General features: G+C 60.3%; 15 protein-coding genes and 2 pseudogenes. 2 read left to right on the forward strand and 15 right to left on the reverse strand.

The window, feature by feature from the left end:
• Nucleotide 1 precedes the first annotated feature (1 nt).
• From AC6I6U_RS23495 to AC6I6U_RS23555, 13 genes and pseudogenes are all read right to left on the reverse strand, one after another.
• Nucleotides 2-865, reverse strand: coding sequence for a methyl-accepting chemotaxis protein (locus AC6I6U_RS23495; protein ID WP_497883089.1), 864 nt, complete (start codon nucleotides 863-865; stop codon nucleotides 2-4).
• Nucleotides 860-1,642: pseudogene (locus tag AC6I6U_RS23500) on the reverse strand (MCP four helix bundle domain-containing protein); the annotation flags it as partial. The gene AC6I6U_RS23495 and the pseudogene AC6I6U_RS23500, both read right to left, overlap by 6 nt.
• 424 nt (nucleotides 1,643-2,066) lie before the next feature.
• The gene (locus AC6I6U_RS23505; RefSeq protein ID WP_497878414.1) at nucleotides 2,067-2,384 is read right to left on the reverse strand and encodes a helix-turn-helix domain-containing protein; all 318 of its coding nucleotides are present in this window, start codon (nucleotides 2,382-2,384) and stop codon (nucleotides 2,067-2,069) included.
• A 380-nt stretch (nucleotides 2,385-2,764) separates the two neighbouring features.
• The gene (locus tag AC6I6U_RS23510) at nucleotides 2,765-2,959 is read right to left on the reverse strand and encodes a hypothetical protein (RefSeq protein WP_497878415.1); all 195 of its coding nucleotides are present in this window, start codon (nucleotides 2,957-2,959) and stop codon (nucleotides 2,765-2,767) included.
• The gene (locus AC6I6U_RS23515) at nucleotides 2,956-3,687 is read right to left on the reverse strand and encodes a zeta toxin family protein (RefSeq protein ID WP_497878416.1); all 732 of its coding nucleotides are present in this window, start codon (nucleotides 3,685-3,687) and stop codon (nucleotides 2,956-2,958) included. The genes AC6I6U_RS23510 and AC6I6U_RS23515 overlap by 4 nt, the downstream gene beginning before the upstream one ends.
• 380 nt (nucleotides 3,688-4,067) lie before the next feature.
• Complete coding sequence (locus AC6I6U_RS23520) at nucleotides 4,068-5,075, reverse strand: 5'-nucleotidase (RefSeq protein WP_497878417.1); 1,008 nt, start codon at nucleotides 5,073-5,075, stop codon at nucleotides 4,068-4,070.
• 89 nt (nucleotides 5,076-5,164) lie between these two features.
• On the reverse strand, nucleotides 5,165-6,775 hold the full coding sequence (locus tag AC6I6U_RS23525; protein WP_497878418.1) for a gamma-glutamyltransferase family protein: 1,611 nt from the start codon (nucleotides 6,773-6,775) through the stop codon (nucleotides 5,165-5,167).
• A gap of 26 nt (nucleotides 6,776-6,801) precedes the next feature.
• Nucleotides 6,802-7,893, reverse strand: coding sequence for a polyamine ABC transporter substrate-binding protein (locus tag AC6I6U_RS23530; RefSeq protein ID WP_497878419.1), 1,092 nt, complete (start codon nucleotides 7,891-7,893; stop codon nucleotides 6,802-6,804).
• A 20-nt stretch (nucleotides 7,894-7,913) separates the two neighbouring features.
• Nucleotides 7,914-8,693, reverse strand: a complete 780-nt coding sequence (locus AC6I6U_RS23535; protein ID WP_497878420.1) for an amino acid ABC transporter ATP-binding protein — start codon at nucleotides 8,691-8,693, stop codon at nucleotides 7,914-7,916.
• Between the two features lie 2 nt (nucleotides 8,694-8,695).
• A complete protein-coding gene (locus tag AC6I6U_RS23540; protein ID WP_497878421.1) occupies nucleotides 8,696-9,472 on the reverse strand; it encodes an amino acid ABC transporter permease in 777 nt (258 codons plus the stop codon).
• A 12-nt stretch (nucleotides 9,473-9,484) separates the two neighbouring features.
• A complete protein-coding gene (locus AC6I6U_RS23545; protein ID WP_497878422.1) occupies nucleotides 9,485-10,291 on the reverse strand; it encodes an ABC transporter substrate-binding protein in 807 nt (268 codons plus the stop codon).
• A gap of 71 nt (nucleotides 10,292-10,362) precedes the next feature.
• Nucleotides 10,363-11,031, reverse strand: a complete 669-nt coding sequence (locus tag AC6I6U_RS23550) for a GntR family transcriptional regulator (RefSeq protein WP_497878423.1) — start codon at nucleotides 11,029-11,031, stop codon at nucleotides 10,363-10,365.
• A 287-nt stretch (nucleotides 11,032-11,318) separates the two neighbouring features.
• Nucleotides 11,319-12,110: an SDR family NAD(P)-dependent oxidoreductase gene (locus tag AC6I6U_RS23555; RefSeq protein ID WP_497878424.1), complete on the reverse strand. Its 792-nt coding sequence runs from the start codon at nucleotides 12,108-12,110 to the stop codon at nucleotides 11,319-11,321.
• Between the two features lie 165 nt (nucleotides 12,111-12,275).
• Here AC6I6U_RS23555 and traD point away from each other — a divergent pair.
• Nucleotides 12,276-14,253: pseudogene (traD, locus tag AC6I6U_RS23560) on the forward strand (type IV conjugative transfer system coupling protein TraD); the annotation flags it as partial.
• A 401-nt stretch (nucleotides 14,254-14,654) separates the two neighbouring features.
• Entirely contained in the window at nucleotides 14,655-14,978 is a 324-nt protein-coding gene (locus AC6I6U_RS23565; RefSeq protein ID WP_497878425.1) for a DUF6124 family protein, read from the forward strand.
• A gap of 69 nt (nucleotides 14,979-15,047) precedes the next feature.
• Here the strand turns inward: AC6I6U_RS23565 and AC6I6U_RS23570 are convergent, their stop codons facing one another.
• Nucleotides 15,048-15,551 carry a phospholipase D-like domain-containing protein gene (locus tag AC6I6U_RS23570; protein ID WP_497878426.1) on the reverse strand — a complete coding sequence of 168 codons (504 nt, stop codon included), beginning with the start codon at nucleotides 15,549-15,551 and terminating at the stop codon, nucleotides 15,048-15,050.
• Entirely contained in the window at nucleotides 15,548-17,101 is a 1,554-nt protein-coding gene (locus tag AC6I6U_RS23575; RefSeq protein WP_497878427.1) for a hypothetical protein, read from the reverse strand. The genes AC6I6U_RS23570 and AC6I6U_RS23575 overlap by 4 nt, the downstream gene beginning before the upstream one ends.
• Between the last annotated feature and the right edge of the window lie 65 nt (nucleotides 17,102-17,166).

Raw genomic sequence — 17,166 nt, forward strand, 5'->3', positions numbered from 1 at the left:
CCTACAGTTTGAAGGTACCCACCAGGTTATTGAACGACACCGCCAGGCGCGACAGCTCCTGGCTCGACGCACTGGTCTGGTTGGCCCCGGCAGCCGTCTGGGTCGACAGGTCCTGAATGTTGATCAGGTTACGATCCACCTCGCGCGCGACGTGGGCCTGTTGTTCCGAGGCCGTGGCAATCAGCAGGTTGCGGTCGTTGATCTCGGCAATACTCTGGGCGATCCGCTCGAGGGATTCGCCAGTGGCCTGGGCCAGGTCCTGGGTGCTGCTGGCCAGGGTTCGGCTGTTGCCCATGGCCTTGACCGCGTCGTCGGCGCGCGACTGTACACTGGCGATCATCGCTTCGATCTCGCCGGTGGAGGCCTGGGTACGGGCCGCCAGGGCTCGCACTTCGTCAGCGACCACGGCAAAGCCGCGGCCCTGCTCACCGGCCCGTGCCGCCTCGATGGCCGCGTTGAGCGCCAGCAGGTTGGTCTGCTCGGCGATGCCACGGATCACATCGAGCACCTTGGCGATATCACGCACGCTACCGGCCAGCTCATCGACGATGACCGTCGATTGGCCAATCTCGTTGTTCACGCGGGTAATGGCGTTGACCGCATCGCGGGCCTGGTCGCGGCCGCTGGCCGCCTCCGTGCTGGTGTTCCGGGAGGCTTCGGAGGTGGAAGTGGCGTTGCGCGCCACCTCTTCGACCGCAGCGCTCATCTCGGTGACGGCGGTGGCGGCCAACTGAATCTCGTCGTTCTGCCGGGTCAAGCCACGGCCACTCTCCTCGGTCACGGCATTGAGTTCTTCGGCAGCCGACGCCAATTGATCCGCAGCGCTGGCGATCTGCTGGATGGTGCCCTTGAGTCCGCCCTGCATCGCGCCCAGGGCGGTCAACAGTTGGCCCACCTCATCCCGATGGCCACTTTCGATGGGTTGGGTGAGATCACCGCCGGCGATGCGCTGGGCGTTGCGAACGGCCACCGCGATGGGCGTACTGATCACCCGACTAATGAACATGCCCAACACCATGGCCGCCACAAACGCGAGGCCGATACCGATATACAGATTGAGCTTGGCGGATGTTTCCGAGGCACGCGCCTCCTCGGCGCCCTCGCCAATCTGGCGGTTGTTGGACTCGACTATGATGCTCAATTCATCGTTGATGGCGCGGAAAGCCTCATGCAACTCTCCGGAAATCAACCGCCTGGCGCCAGACAGATCACCACTGTCGATCGTCGCCACCGCACGGTCGACGAGGGCCTGATAGACAGGCCACTCCTTCTCCATACGATCACCGGCAATCCGCTCGTCATCGGCCAGCGGCGTGGCGCGGTAAATGGCGAAGGCACGCTCGCTCTTCTCACGACTTTCCTTCATCGCCGCAACGATGGGGCTGCGCTCGGATGCTTCAGCGCCACCCGAGGCGGCTGCCAGCAAGCGATACAGCTCACGGCTCTGCGTCATGGCATAGGAGCGGGCCTCGCCGGTTTTGGCGACCGACACGAGGTTGTTGGAAAACACCAATTGCAGGCTGGAAGACAACGAGCTAATGCCCGCGCCGCCGAGAATACCTACCACCAGGGTGATGGAAGCGCAGAGCGCGAAGGCGAGATAAAGCTTGGTCGATAGCTTGGCGTCGTAGAACCAGTTCATAGGCAAACCTGTGCAAAAAGAGGGGGGGATAGCGGTGACCGCGCGATGGCGTAGGCATACTCATCCTATCGACCGCACCAGAGCGGCCTGAAGGGTGGGGAATGGGTTTATTTGACGAGCGGCGTGGCGGCCGGTTGCAGGCAAGGGGCACGGTCAGACGCCGACTGCAGACTCGGGTAGAATCAGCTCAGGCATGAACACATGACGTTGTGGTTCACAGGCTGAGAACAGACACTCCTTTGAGCTTCACCTATTTCAGCAGCAAGCCAAGATTGTCGTGGATACGCCCTTGAATGAGCCGCAGGGTGTCCGGTGTGACCTGTACTCGAACACAATCTGCGGTCGACGGGTGATAGCGGTTGTAGACACCAGCGTGCCCCACAGCCAACGCTCCCCCCAGCCATCGTAGTAGACCTCGACCTGCTCAAGCACTTTCGGGCTTTCTCTTGATACGCTGGCGCTTGGCGCCATTTTCGTAGCGGCGAATGTCTTCAAGGCTATCCAGTCTGGGCAAGAACAGCACTTCAAGTTCCTTGATCCGGCCCAGGACCATTGCCACTCGGATCACGTTCTCGAACCCCACGTTACGCCCCGCCTCCAGATTGGAGACGGTATTGACCCCGCCCCCCGCGCGACCGGCGACATCAGCCTGGGTCATCTGTTGAGCCAGGCGCTCCCGGCGCAGGCGCTCGCAGAGACGACTGACGACCTCATTCGGCTTGCTGAAGCTTAAGTCCAGCATAATGTGCCTTACCGCCAAATCTGGCCACTTAATACACAAGATATTAGAATTAAGTGGAGATTCCTTCTAAGGTGATAAAACCCAGGATATGTGATTTAAAGCGGATTCTTTCCTTTAAACCACAAAATAAAGGATTTACCTGCGACTCCGCCTGTAGCCATCTCTACCCGCAGGGGGTAACCGTCTACGTAGGCGAGGTAATACCGACGTCGCCGGTTCCAACTCCTCCTCCAGCGCCGGCCTGACACCCACCTGCATCGGGTGCTGGCGCAAGTGGCGGCTGCGTTTCCACAAGTCGCCAAGCGCTGCAGGGAAATGATCTTTAGCCGGCAGGAGCTAGCGGCTAGCTATTGCGACCGGACGGCCTAGGCAAATCGGGGTCATTTAGACTCTTTGACGCCAGCTTCACTGGCTCTAACAGCGTAGATAAGACCTTGCTGCTCAAGAATCGCAGCGTTCGCGACCTCAAAATAGATCGCGCGCTTCTCCTCCACTGAACCGTGGCGGAAAAAATCAGACATCCTGGAAGAACCGGAACGTGTCACCGACGTGTTTTTGGTTTTTTCGCCCTTCATAGGGATGCTCCGTTTAATACGCTCTCAAGCTCGTCATGATCATAGGGCTGCTTGACAAACGCGTCAATTTCGAGCGCCGAAAGGTCAATACCAACATCTCTATTTTTCCCATCGCTGTCCTTGATTATTACGTCTACTTGCAACTGTCCTTGGTGTTCACGCTTAAGCGTACATACCGATACCTTCGCCGCATAAAACTGCCGAACAAAGTGATCACAAGGAATATGCCTCCCATCTTTTTTCTCCCTTGCAAGCACAAACTCCCAAGCAAGTTCAGGCCTCTGGTAAACATAGATAATCTGGGCCGATCGGTTTCTAGCATGAAGTGCTCGTGAAATGTTTCGTCGTGCTACATCCAGATTCGCAAGCGTTCCATCCAGCAAAAACGACTGGCGCTGATGATAAACAAGATCTAGCGTGCGCTCGACAAACTTGGTCACGCCGTGCTGAAAAAGGTTGGAGTTTCGCCCCGTATAATCGGGAAAGTAGTCTCTGAAATCATCCGGATCGATTCGCAATGCGTTAGACCCGCCGCGCTGCATGATTTGCACAAAAGCCTTGGACACCTCGGTCTTACCCGCACCTGGAGATCCCGCCATAAATACCGAGACTGGATACTCATCACTGGGATAGGTTTCCAAACACGCCAACTCCCGAGCAATACGAGTTCGATTCTGCTTCGCAAACTCCACGGCACGCACCCAAATGCAGAACTCCTCCCGTGTCATAGACCCACGCCCTCTGAAATAAATCAAGACCTCCACCAGACCGACAGTAAACTCTTCAGCACCTGCATACAGTTTGAAAGTACGTTTGCGATACTGTATGCATATTTACAACTGCACTGAAGAACCTATGCCACTGAGTTGATAGTGACAAACAGTAGGGCCTGCATTAGGCACAGACAATATTGCCTCGCGCCCAAAACACGTGGGAAATGTTTGATTATTTGGTAGGCTTTCTATCCTGAGAGCTTACTTAGCAGACTGATGCCGTACTGCTAGTTAGCACCCCATGCAGGTAGGCTACCTCCAGCCTCATCAACATTGCCGGCAGCAGCTTGTAAATAAATTGCAGCAAGCCGAACTGATCTTTACGACCAGCTTGCTTAGCTCGCACTACTCACGCTGATCTCACGCAAGGAAATCTCGGTCTCCAACTGCGTATCCAGCACCGGCCTGACATCCACCTGATTGGTGATCCCGAACGGAACATGCACCGACGGCGCCACCGCGCTGGCCGACTTCAAGTGCCCGGACTGGTCATCGAAGAAGATGTGCGGTTTCAACACGCCAAGAACGCGGCCTTTCTCGATGCCGCCGAGGAAAAACGCATCGTTGGCCATCACGCCCCAGCTCTTCAGGGTATTCATGGCCCGTTCATGAGACGGCGCGTTGCGCGCGGTGACGATCGAGACACGAATCCGGTTCTCGTAGTTGGGATTGCGCTTCTTGTGCTCCTCCTCCACCGACTGCAGCTTCGAAATTCGCACCATGAACTCTTTCAGCGGCCCGGGGTTGTGGGGCTGCATGACGTTCTTGACCTCGTGGGCATGGAACTCCGTCAGCCCGGAGGACTGCATCACTGCTTCCGACTCATCGCCCGCCAACACACCGTCGAAGTCGAACGCGATACGCAGGGTCTGGTCGGCCTCATCGTCGTCGAACTTGGACTCCAGCATCTGCCCGGCCGGGTGCCCGGCCCTGATGGCCGACTCGACGTCGGATTTGTCCCCCGACAGGAACAAGGCAATGTTCAACGCCGGAATGTACTCGTAGGGGGCCTTGCCCTGCATGAAAATCGCACGCGTCATGGGCAAGCCATAATGCTCAATGGTCTTCATCACCCGCAGGCCGGTGTCCGGGTCGTTCTTGGAAAGCAGCACCACTTCCACCAGCGGGTCGTCGGGATCGGGGCTGAGGTCGTTCAGTGACAGCAGGCGCTTGATGAACGGGTAGGCGATGCCCTTGGGCAAGGGATTGCGCAAATTCGACTCCTGGAACTTGCGGTACTTCTCCTCGCCCTGGCTTTTGAAGATCGCATCGGATTCCTGCAGATCGAAAACGGCACTGGAGGCGACGCCGATCACCAAGCGACTGTCCAATTCGTAAGGCATGCAACTCTCGCTTATCAAGGCCTGGATGAGGGACTGTAGCACTTTACAGAGCCGTCACCGCAAGGGGCCTCGGATTGGCCCCCTGCCCCTCACCAAACCCCTACCACCGAATCCGCCCTCGGCTCCGTGCCTCCCCACAACACCCCGCTCACCGGATCGCGCAAGATGATCTGCCCTCGCCCGTAATCGGTCAGGTCACTGGCCACCACCACCTCGTGCCCCCGGCGCGCCAGGGCGTTGATCAGGTCCCGCGAGGCGCCCTGCTCTATCCCGACCTTGTTTGCGCCCAACCACTGCCAGCGTGGCGCATCCAGCGCGGCCTGCGGGTTCAGCCCGAAGTCCACCAGGTTCATCACCATCTGCACATGCCCTTGCGGTTGCATGTAGCCGCCCATCACGCCGAACGGTCCCAGCGCTTGCCCATCCCGGGTGAGGAATCCGGGGATGATGGTGTGAAAGGTCTTCTTGCCCGGCGCCAGGCAGTTGGCGTGGTCGGGATCGAGGCTGAATTCCTGGCCGCGGTTCTGCAGGGCGATGCCGCTGTCGGGCAGCACCACCCCGGCCCCGAACCCGTGGTAGTTGCTCTGGATGAACGAGACCATGTTGCCCTCGGCATCCGCCGTCGCCAGATACACCGTGCCGCTGGCGTGGGGGTCGCCCGGTTTGGGCAGCTGGGCCTGTTCGCTGATCTGTGCACGCCGACGCTGGGCGTAGTCGTCACTGAGCAGGTCCTCGACCGCGACGCGCATGTGCAGCGGATCGGTGATGTGGTGCAGCCCATCGCTGTAGGCAAGTTTCATCGCTTCCAATTGCCGGTGCCAGGTGTGCTGGCTGTCGCGATGGTCGAAGTCGAAACCTTCGAGGATCTTCAGCGCCATCAGGGCCACCAGCCCCTGGCCGCTGGGCGGGATTTCCCAGACGTCGACGCCCCGGTAGTTGACTGAAATCGGGTCGACCCAGTGTGCGCGATAGCCCTCCAGGTCGCTGGCGCGCAGGTAGCCACCAGTGGCGCGGGAATGGGCGTCGATGCGCTGGGCCAGCGAGCCCCGGTAGAAGCTTTCGCAGCCGGTGGCGGCCAGCTCTTCGAGGGTGTCGGCCTGGGCCGGGTTGCGGAACAGCTCACCGGCCCTGGGCGCGCGGCCGTCGATGAGGAAGGTGTCGAACCAGGCTTGCAGCACGTCGTCACGGTGGGGGGCGAATTCGTTGAGCGCGATCTGCCATTGGTGGGCGACTACCGGCGACACCGGAAACCCCTCGCGGGCCAGGCTGATCGCCGGTTGCAGCAGCTCGGCAAAGGGCAATTTTCCGAAGCGCTGCGACAACTCGGCCCAGGCCGAGGGGCAGCCAGGGACGGTGACCGGGGTCCAGCCATAGAGCGGCATTTCGCTGCGACCGGCCGCCTTGACCGCTTCGATACTCAGTGTCGCAGGCGCCTGGCCGTTACCATTGAGGCCATGCAACTGGCCCTGGGTCCAGACCAGCGCAAAGGCATCACCACCAATGCCATTGCCGGTCGGTTCGACCACCGTCAGCGCGGCCGCGGTGGCGATGGCGGCATCGATGGCATTGCCACCCTTTTGCAGGATTTCGATACCGGCCTGGGCCGCCAGCGGCTGTGAGGCGGCGACCATCCCGCGGCGGGCGAAGACGCTCTGGCGCTGCGATGGATAGGGGTATTCGTGGGCAGAGAGATTCAACATGGCAAACGACTCTTCAATAGGGGAATTCATTGGCCGGACTTGATCCGACTCCATTCGCGGGTGATCAGGCGCTGGATGTTGGCCGGCAGGTCGGCGGAGACGAAGGTGTGTTCGATCACCTCGTCACTGGGGTAGATGCCGGGGTCGCCGCTGACCTTGGGGTCCATCAGGGCGGTGGCGTCCTTGTTGGGGTTGGCGTAGCCGACGTAGTTACTGATTGGCGCGATGACCTCGGGACGCAGCAGGTAGTCAATCAATGCGTGGGCGTTGGCGGTGTTGGCGGCATCCTTGGGAATGGCCAGCATGTCGAACCAGAGGTTCACGCCCTCCTTGGGAATCAGGTAGCGAATGTCCACCGGCTTGCCGCTTTCCCGTGCACGGCTGCGGGCCTGCATGACGTCGCCGGAGTAGCCGATGGCGACGCAGATATCACCGTTGGCCAGGTCGGCGGTGTACTTCGAGGAATTGAAGTAGGTCACCGAGGGACGCAGCGCCATCAGGCGATCCGAGGCCTTCTTGTAGTCCTCGGGGCGGGTGCTGTTGGGGTCGAGGCCGAGGTAGAGCAGCATCTGCGGGATGATCTTCACCGGCGCATCGAGAAAGGCCACGCCACAGCCTTTGAGTTTTTCCAGGTTGCCCGGCTCCAGGACCATGGCCCAGGAGTCCAGCACCGCGTCCTTGCCAAGCACCGCGCGAACCTTGGCATCGTTGTAGCCGATGCCGACGGTGCCCCACATGTACGGCACGGCGTAGCGGTTGCCGGGGTCGGCGGCCTCCAGGCGCTTCATCAGCCTTGGGTCGAGGTGCTTCCAGTTACCGAGCAAGGTCTTCTGCAGCGGCTGGTAGGCGCCGGCACGAATCTGCTTGGACAGGAACTGGCTGGACGGCACCACGACGTCATAGCCGGAGTGCCCGGAAAGCAGCTTGGCTTCAAGCATTTCATTGGTGTCGAAGACGTCGTAGCGGACCTTGATGTCGCTGGCCTTTTCGAAGTTGGCCAGGGTGTCCGGCGCGATGTAGTCGGACCAGTTGTAGACCTTGACCTCCTGCTCGGCGGCCTGGGTCAGGGGCATCACGGCGGCGCAGCAGAGCGCCGCGAACAGACTCGGTAAACGCATGGCGAAATTCCTTTGACGGTTCAGAGCACTCGGCTGAGAAAGGCCCGGGTACGTGCGTGGGTCGGGTGATTGAAGATCTGTTCCGGCGGCCCCTGCTCGATCAGCTCGCCCTGGTCGAGCACCACCACGCGGTCGGCCACTTCGCGGGCAAAGCCCATTTCATGGGTGACCACGACCATGGTCATGCCCTCCTTGGCCAGCTCTTTCATGACCTGCAGGACCTCGCCGACGATTTCCGGGTCGAGGGCGCTGGTAGGCTCGTCGAACAGCATCGCCTGGGGTTTCATCGCCAACGCCCGGGCGATCGCGACCCGCTGTTGCTGGCCACCGGAGAGCATCGACGGGTAGTGCCCGCCCTTGTCCGCCAGGCCGACCCGGGCCAGCAGTTGCCGGGCCTGCTCCAGGGCCTCGGCCTTGGACACCCCGAGCACCTGGATCGGTGCCTCGATGATGTTTTCCAACGCGGTCATGTGCGGGAACAGGTTGAAGCGCTGGAAGACCATGCCGATGTCCCGGCGCTGACGGGCGATGTTGCGCTCGGAGTCGCGCACCAGGCTGCCATCGGGACGTTCGCGGTAGCCCATGGCATGGCCGTTGACCCGAATGCGCCCGCCCTGGATGTCTTCCAGCAGGTTGATGCAGCGGATGAAGGTGGTCTTGCCCGAGCCCGAGGCGCCGATCAGCACCACCACCTCGCCGCGACGGACCTGCAGCGACACGCCCTTGAGAATCGGCAGATCACCGAAGGACTTGTGAATGTCCAGCGCCTCGATCACCAGCTCTTCGCTTTTGTGCGCCATGCTCAGCGTCCTCTCAGCAGTTTCAGGGGGCCGCGGCCAAACATCCGGCTGGCGGCCGGTGGCGGCGAGTTCGGTTGGTCGCTGCGGCCGGAGCGGTTTTCCAGCCAGCGCTGGAAGAAGCCCCACAAGGTGGTCAGCAGCAGGAAGTAGATGGCGACCACCAGGTACAGCTCGAACACCCGGAAGGTCGCCGAGGTGACCATCTGCGTACTCAGCAGCAGCTCCTGCACGCCGATCACGCTGACCAGGGTGGTGTTCTTGAGCATCACGTTGAATTCGTTGCCCAGCGGCGGCACGATCACCCGAAAGGCCTGGGGCAGCACGATGCGGCGCATCAGCTTGCCGAAGGTCATGCCCAGGGACCGCCCGGCCTCGTACTGGCCCCTGTCCACCGCGCCGATGCCGGCCCGAATGATCTCGGCCATGTAGGCGCCTTCGTTCAGGCCCAGGGCGATGATCGCCGCCTGGATATTGCCGGGCACCACCAGACCGAACAGCTGGATATCCTCGAAACGAAAGATCCCGCCTGCGGCCAGCGCGGTGTAGAGAAAGACGATCTGCACCAGCAGCGGGGTACCGCGCATCAGCCACACATAAAAGCGCACCGGCCATTGCAGCAGCGGATTGCGCGACAGCCGCATCAGCGCCGCCGCCAGGCCCAGCACGCAGCCCAGCAGCATCGCCAGCACCGCAATCAGGCAGGTCAGCCACAACCCCGTGAGGTACACCCCGCTGGGCTGCAACAGGTACTGCCAGAACACATCCCAATTGAAGTTCATCGATGCCGTTCCTCAGTCGAGGGTGTCGCTGCTGACGTGCCAGGCGCCGAGCAATCGGGCGTAGCTGCCGTCACTGCGCATGTCGTTGATGATCTGCTGCACCGCGGCGCTCAGTTGCGCATCGTCCTTGCGCATGCCTAGACCGGTGAGAATGCGACTGAAGGCCGGTACGCCCTCCTCGAACAGATCCGGCGCCATGGCGGCGTAGTAGCCGGCGGTCTCGACCGTGGTGCCGTAGGCATCCACCTGGTTGATGCGCAGGGCCTGGAAAGCGTCGGTGTCGGTGTTGTAGACCACCACTTTCATGGGTGGCTTGCCGGCCTTGGCCAGGCTGTCGTTATGGGCGTCGAGCAGGGTCTTGATGGTGGAGCCGTTGAGCACCGCGACCTTGTGCCCGGACAGATCATCCAGGGTCTTGAGCCCCTTGGGATTGCCCTTGGGCACCACCACCGCCTGGCTGGAATACATGTAGTTGACGATGTCGATCACCTGGCGGCGTTCGGGCTTGTCGAACAACTGGTCGACGATCATGTCGCACTGCCCGGCCAGCAGCGCCGGCACCAGGCCGGAGAACGGAATCACCCGCCATTGCACCTGCTTGTTGCCCAGACGCTTGGCGATTTCCAGGCCGAGGTCGATGGTCAGCCCACGGGGCTTCTGCTCGGCGTCGAAGGACACCAGGGGCGGTGAATCCATCCCCGAGCAGTAGGTGAGTTTATCGACGGTCTTGAGGCGATCCGGCACCTGGGGCGCGGCGACGGCCCATTGCGCGGAGAAACCGAGGGAAACAGCCAGTAGCAAGGCGCGGCGTAAATGCATGACCAGACACTCCACTTCGTTGGGTAACGGCAGGATTCAAAGTCAACACTCGGGCGGGTTGGGACCCGCCTCTATTTTTCCGATTGCAGAAACTGGATCAGCGCGGGGACGGTGCCCTCGATGTGGTCGCGGACCACGGCTTCGGCCTTGGCCGCATCGCCGGAGCGGATCGCCTCGAGAATCACCGCGTGTTCCTCGCGGGCGCTGAGGGGTTTGTCGCCGTGCTGCAGCCACAGGCGCATGGGCGCCTCGATCAGCGAGTACAGCGCGAAAATCTGCTTCATCAGCCGTGGGCGGCCGCTGAAGCTGCACAGGTGTTCGTGGAAGGCGCGGTGGCGGCTGACCCACTGCGCGCCGTCATCGCGGTAATCGTCCATCTCGTCGAGCATGCGTTCCAAAGCGGCCAGTTGGCGGTCGCTGATACGGCCGACGGCCACGCGCACCGCCAGGCCTTCGAGGGCGCTGCGCATCTCGAACACCTCATGCAGCTCGTCGATGTCCAGACCGCTGACCACGGCGCCGCGGTTGGGGCGCAGGGTCACCAGGCCCTGGGCGTCGAGACGACGAAAGGCCTCGCGCACCGGCATGCGGCTCATGCCGATTTCCGTGGCGATGTCCTCGGCGATCAGCCGGTCGCCCTTGCGATAGCGACCGCTGCAAATGGCCTGCAGCAGGAAGTTGTAGGCCTCCTCCTCGGCGGTCTGGGGCTGGCGGTCTACGTAGGCGGGGACGAATTGCATGAGGGACACCTTTTGTATTTTTGTATCCAATTATCCATGGATGCAAAAAAGCAAGGGGTGTGCCAGGTTTGGGGGTGGTGATTCAAGAGATTGATGTGGAAGGGAAAGGTGCCGGGGAGCGCGGAAGATGGGACTTGGGGTGAGTGGATGGAGTGCTACCGAATGGCTCACGGAGTGCACCGGGAACGTGCGGGTTGGTAGTTGGGTAACAATGCGTGCGCCCGCCTCATCCAGGAGCCAGGGATGCACGCAAAGGAGAGAGACGCCGGCCCAACGCCGGCGCGGGTCTAGAAAGCGCTCTTGATCACGCCCCCATCGGCGCGCAACGCAGCGCCCGTCGTAGCCGACGAAAGCGGACTGGCCAGATAAGCCACGAGAGAGGCCACTTCCTGCGGTGAGCCAAATCGCTTGATGAGCGAGGTGGGACGAACCTTCTCGAAGAATTCCTTTTCGAACGCCTCGAACGATTGGCCTTCGGCTTTGGCAAGGGTCTCCACGAACTCGCCCACGCCGCGCGATTTCGTCGGCCCCGGCAGGACGCTGTTGACGGTAATGCCCGTACCGGCAACAGCTTCGGCCAGCCCACGCGAGACGGCAAGCTGCGCGGTTTTCGTCACGCCGTAGTGGATCATTTCGACCGGAATCTGCACCCCGCTTTCGCTCGAAATGAAAATGATGCGCCCCCAGTTGGCCTGCCTCATCGCCGGCAGAAACAGGCGAGCAAGGCGTACGCCACTGAGCACGTTGACGTCGAAGAAACGTTGCCAATCCGCATCAGGTATCTCTTCAAACAATTTGGGCTCGAAGATGCCCAGGTTATTGACCAGGATCTCCACACCCGGATAGCACCCTGCGACTTCCTCGGCCGCGGCCGCCGTGCTCAGATCGCCTGCAAAGCCCAGCACATCGCCGCCGGTCTGCGCCTTCAGTTGCGCCACCACGTCGTCCATTGACGACTGGGTGCGGCCATTGACGATGACACGGGCGCCCTCCTGCGCCAGCGTGCTGGCGATGGCCAGGCCGATGCCGGCCGTGCTGCCGCTGACCAGCGCGAGTTTGCCTTTCAGATTCAGGTCCATCGGTGACTTCCTTTTTCGTGGGTGAAAGGGAAATGACGGCGTCGCGTCTTGAACAACGGGATGCCGCCAATGGGTTCACAGACGCGTAATCGAAGCGCCCCACCGACTCGCGCAGCCAGGCCGGCCACGAAAGACGAATTGTCCGACGCAAGAGACGCCGTACTTGGCTGGGTTCGCCTTCGCCAGGGACTGGCAGTCCTGCGCTATCGACGAAACATCCGTCGCCTGCCTCGCTACGTCATCACCAGCCAAAACATCCCAGTCAGCAATCAGCGACTGTTTGTCGGCATAGGCTTCAAGTGGGAGCAACGACATACCCAACGCCTGATGCAAACTTACCGCCCGGAGTTTCGCCGATACGTCGAACCCACTCCGCTATTCCAACAAGCTCGCCAGTTGGAACAGCGCCTGGAAAAGGCCGCGTTCCCTCTCAGCCTGATTCCCCGCTTCACCCACTGGGACAATCCACTCAATCCCGTGCGCCCACTTCCGCCCGTTGGCGGATCACCTCGCCTACATGGTGTAGAGCCCAACGAAATTCCGGTCTCACTTCCTCTTGGAGAACGCGTCGGCCACAGCCTGGTACTGGGCACCACTCGAGTCGGTAAAACGCGCTTGGCCGAACTGTTCATCACCCAGGACATTCGTCGAGAGAAACGCATCAACGGCCTCTCGGAGTTCGAACCGGTCATTGTTTTCGACCCCAAGGGCGACGCCGACTTACTCAAGCGCATGTACTGTCGAAGCCCGCCGCGCAGGCCGGGAAAAAGAGTTCTACGTCTTCCACCTGGGCTGGCCTGACTTCTCCGCCCGCTACAACGCCGTAGGCCGCTTTGGACGCATCTCGGAAGTCGCCAGCCGCATCTCCGGACAACTTTCCGGCGAAGGCAACAGCGCTGCCTTTCGCGAGTTCGCCTGGCGCTTCGTCAACATCATCGCTCGCGCCCTGGTGGAGCTAGGCAACCGCCCCGACTACGTGCAGATCCAACAGCACGTGATCAACATCGATGCCCTGTTCATCGATTACAGCAGCGACTACTTCGCCCGCCACGATCCAGGTGCCTGGGACACCATTGCCACGATCGAGGGCAACCTCACTGAAAAGAACACCCCCTACAACATGCGCGGCCGTCTCCCCCGCGTCACAGCGATCGACCAATACCTTTCGCAGACTCGCGTGGCTGATCCCGTCATGGATGGCCTGCGCTCCGCCGTACGCTACGACAAAACCTACTTCGACAAGATCGTGGCCTCACTCCTACCCCTGCTGGAGAAACTCACCACCGGACGCATGGCCGAACTGATCTCCCCCAACTACAGCGCCCTGGACGACCCCCGCCCCATTTTCGACTGGATGCAGATCATTCGTAAGCGAGGCATCGTGTATGTAGGCCTGGACGCCCTCTCCGATCCTGAGGTCGCCGCAGCCGTGGGCAACTCGATGTTCGCAGACCTCGTGTCAGTGGCCGGGCATATCTACAAATTTGGTCTGGACGGTGGGCTGCACAACGCCGACCAAGAGCAGAAAGTCCCCATCAACCTGCACGCCGACGAATTCAACGAACTGATGGGCAACGAGTTCATTCCGATGATCAACAAGGGCGGTGGCGCGGGCATTCAGGTCACTGCCTACACCCAAACCATCAGCGACATCGAAGCCCGCATCGGCAACCGCGCCAAGGCCGGTCAGGTGGTCGGCAACTTCAACAACCTCTTCATGCTGCGCGTACGAGAAACCGCCACCGCCGAACTCCTCACCCGCCAACTCCCCAAGGTCGACGTCTATTCCACCACCCTCGTCAGCGGCGCTACAGACAGCTCCGACATCTCAGGCAACACCGACTTCACCAGCAACACCCAAGACCGGGTCAGTTCCACCAGCGTCCCCCTGATTGAGCCCGCCCACGTCGTCAGCCTTCCTAAAGGCCAAGCCTTCGCCCTAATCGAAGGCGCCAACCTCTGGAAGATCCGCATGCCCCTACCCGCCCACGATCCAGACGAATGCATGCCCAAGGACCTGCAGACCCTGGCCGCCAACATGCGTAAGCGCTACGTCGACGGCGGCGGTGAATGGTGGGCCGGTAGCGGTAACCGCGATATGGAGGAGCAGCTCCCGGCAGCTGATTTAACTGAACGAGCCTGATGCAGCGAACAGGCACAACCCGCGTTATCAGAACGTGCTTTCAACAAACACTTTCACTTTTTTCGAAGACCTCTTCACGCGAGCAGGACATATCGCTTTAACTCGCGTGAAATTTCCTAGAAAATTCGGATCGCTTGTGTCAGTCAATCTCGATGACTATCTTCAGCCCATCACTGCTCATCAGTGATCGGGTTTAGTCGCCCGCGATAGATTGGCGCACAGCGCTCCCCTGAACTCAGGTATTTTTCATTGCCTGCAGTTTTATGGTGGCTGTGCGCAGGGCACCTTCGGGTGCGCCGGTTTCTCCAATCTTCCGGTCGACTAACCTGCGTACAGCCGCCACCCAATATCGTTTAGTCGCGATGGCGTGACGGCTCCAGCTACCGGATTGGAGATACGCCATGTTCAAAGTCACACCAAACCCGCCAAACAAAATCGCCCCCGAAGCAGCAGACCGCGCCCTCACCCATTACTTGTCGCCAAAGCACAATCACATCGCACAACCCGGATCTGATACACCCGAAGCCCTCAATCAAAACCGTGAAGACCTGCTTGTCAGTATCCATTCGATCATGGACAGCGCGGCTGCAACCGCCTATGAAAATGCCGACAATCTCACAGGCCCCCACCGGAAAGTTGCAATGGGAGTTGTGCACCTGATCGAACTGGCACAACGCAGGCTGAATGTTTTGATCGAGAAGGAACCTCCGCCGGCAGAGGCCTGAACGCCCAGGAGTAGGAGAGTCCCAACAACAATGACATCGAGGCATGGCTCGGCAACCGCGCCAGACATATCACGAGACTGGCGCCCCACCCTGCCTCGGCTCTTGAGCAATTCGTGCTTTCAGCTGAGCGATCAGTTGAGGATCTCGCAGCTCCACGCTGGTCTCGCGACGCAACGACAGGTTCTGCCAATCGGGCATTGCGCAGTACCGATAGTAACTGTGAGAAAGCCAATTCCAGCTGCCTACCGTTGCGACCTGCTCGTCGACCAGAAGGATCTTCTCGTGGGTCCCTCCTGGTAGACGAATGACATTCTCCTCTCCCAGGTGGCGGCGATAAGCCAGGATGAGCCCCTGATCTCCATCATCAGCATCAGCCCTGTGAGCCCAGTCGTGACCGTAGTAGACGGTGACCGCAACACCACGATCCTGAGCGGCGCGAAGAATGTTCAATGGAGGATGATTGCTGCTCTTTCCTTGACGAATCCAGGGGACGACTACCGTAAAGGAGTGCCGGCTTGAGGAGACCAACGACTCAAACGCCGTGATGTGGTCGCAGTCAAAATAGTGCTTCACGCCGCTGTTGCTGACGCTCTCAAAAGAAGGACTCTGGTGCTCCATATTGACGAAGAACGACTCTGCACAGATCTCGGCCATTCGGGCGAGGGCATCAGCGCTCGACGCCCTTGAACCCCGTAAAACATCAAATTGAAACCGCCCATGTTGGCGCAGGCGGCCTGAATTCTGGAGTCAGGTTTCGTGGTGCGCACCTGCACCCCGCTGTACTCGGCAATGCTCATGAACAGCGCGGCAATTGCAGGCTGACAACGTCGGTGCTCATCCAGAACGATGCCATTTCCTATATCAGAAACACCTCCGGTCAAGGTGCCCGCGGCTCGGTGATAGGCCGTCACCAGCATGGGCGAGACCGCCTCATAGAGCGTGTTGTCTTCAAAATACCTGGCTTTCAGTTTCTCCGCTGCGGCCTTGTCCAACGAACGTATAGGCTCGATCTGCAAAGGGTCGCCAACTACGATTGCCCGAGAGCTACGTGCCAGCAGCGGCACCAATGATTCGACCGAAATCATCCCCGCCTCATCCACCAGACTCAGTTGGTACGGCGTGAACCCATTCAGGTCAGCGAGCTTGTAGCCGGCCAATTTATGCGCCGACGCCAAGGTCGACGCCATCACTGGGTAAGCCAACGTGATCAGGCGGTAGAACTCTTCCAGCTTGTCCTTCCAGCGGTAATACCCACTGTCTTGCTTGCCGCTGAGCATGCTGCTCCACAGGGACAAGACCTGGCGCAGCGAAGCCTTCTGCCGCAGCAACTCCTGCCACAGGTAATCAATTGCAGACTCGAACAACGCACGCTGCTGCACGATGAAGCGCATGCGCAGCACTTCGAACCAATCCCCTTCAGGAAACTCGTCTTGCAGAGCACGTTTGGCACCGTTATAGCGGTGCAAGTCAACGACGCGAGAGGTGAGCTCAGCGACGTCAGTCGATAGCCGCTTCAGCGCCCGTTCCCTGTCTTTCTCGGCATCGGACTCCTCCCACCCAGCTGCGCTCAACAGTTGATCGGCGCCAGTGGCTGCAATCAGTTCCTTGCGGTTGCGCGCCAGCTTCGCCAACTGCAGATGGTCGAGGCCGACCAAACCGTAACGCGAGAAATCATCAGGGTAGGCCTTGAGCAGGTGCTCGCGTGCAGCTCGGTACTTTCCACCAAACCACTTGGCAAGAAGAAGGCCCAACCCACCCGCTGGGTGCTCGGCAAAATGGTGCTGAAGGTTCTCGCTCAGCGAACTGCCTAACCAATCACGATACGTCTCAAGGCCGAAAGGAGCGCCAACCAATTTGCCATAGCCACTAGACAGCCACTTTTGGGCGTGTGCGTACTCATTCCTTCGGACGTCGAGACGGGCGAGCGCCTCCGCACATTGCTGGGCGATGTCAGTCCCCCGCTCGACGGACAAGCCCAACTCCGAGCACTGTCGAGACACATCACTACCGAACAGCCTTGTTTGCGCTTCAAAGTCCTCAGGCGACATCCCCTTCAAAGGCACCGTCGCCTCGTCGAGCTGTTTGTTCAGTTCCTCGAATCGACTCAGGCTGACATCAATCAAGCGCCGGTTTTCGATGATCTTCGCTGCCAGCGCCTTCTGCTTATCCAGATCGTGGAGCTCAGCAT

This window comes from Pseudomonas sp. UTLPPB19802 (genome assembly GCF_059730225.1).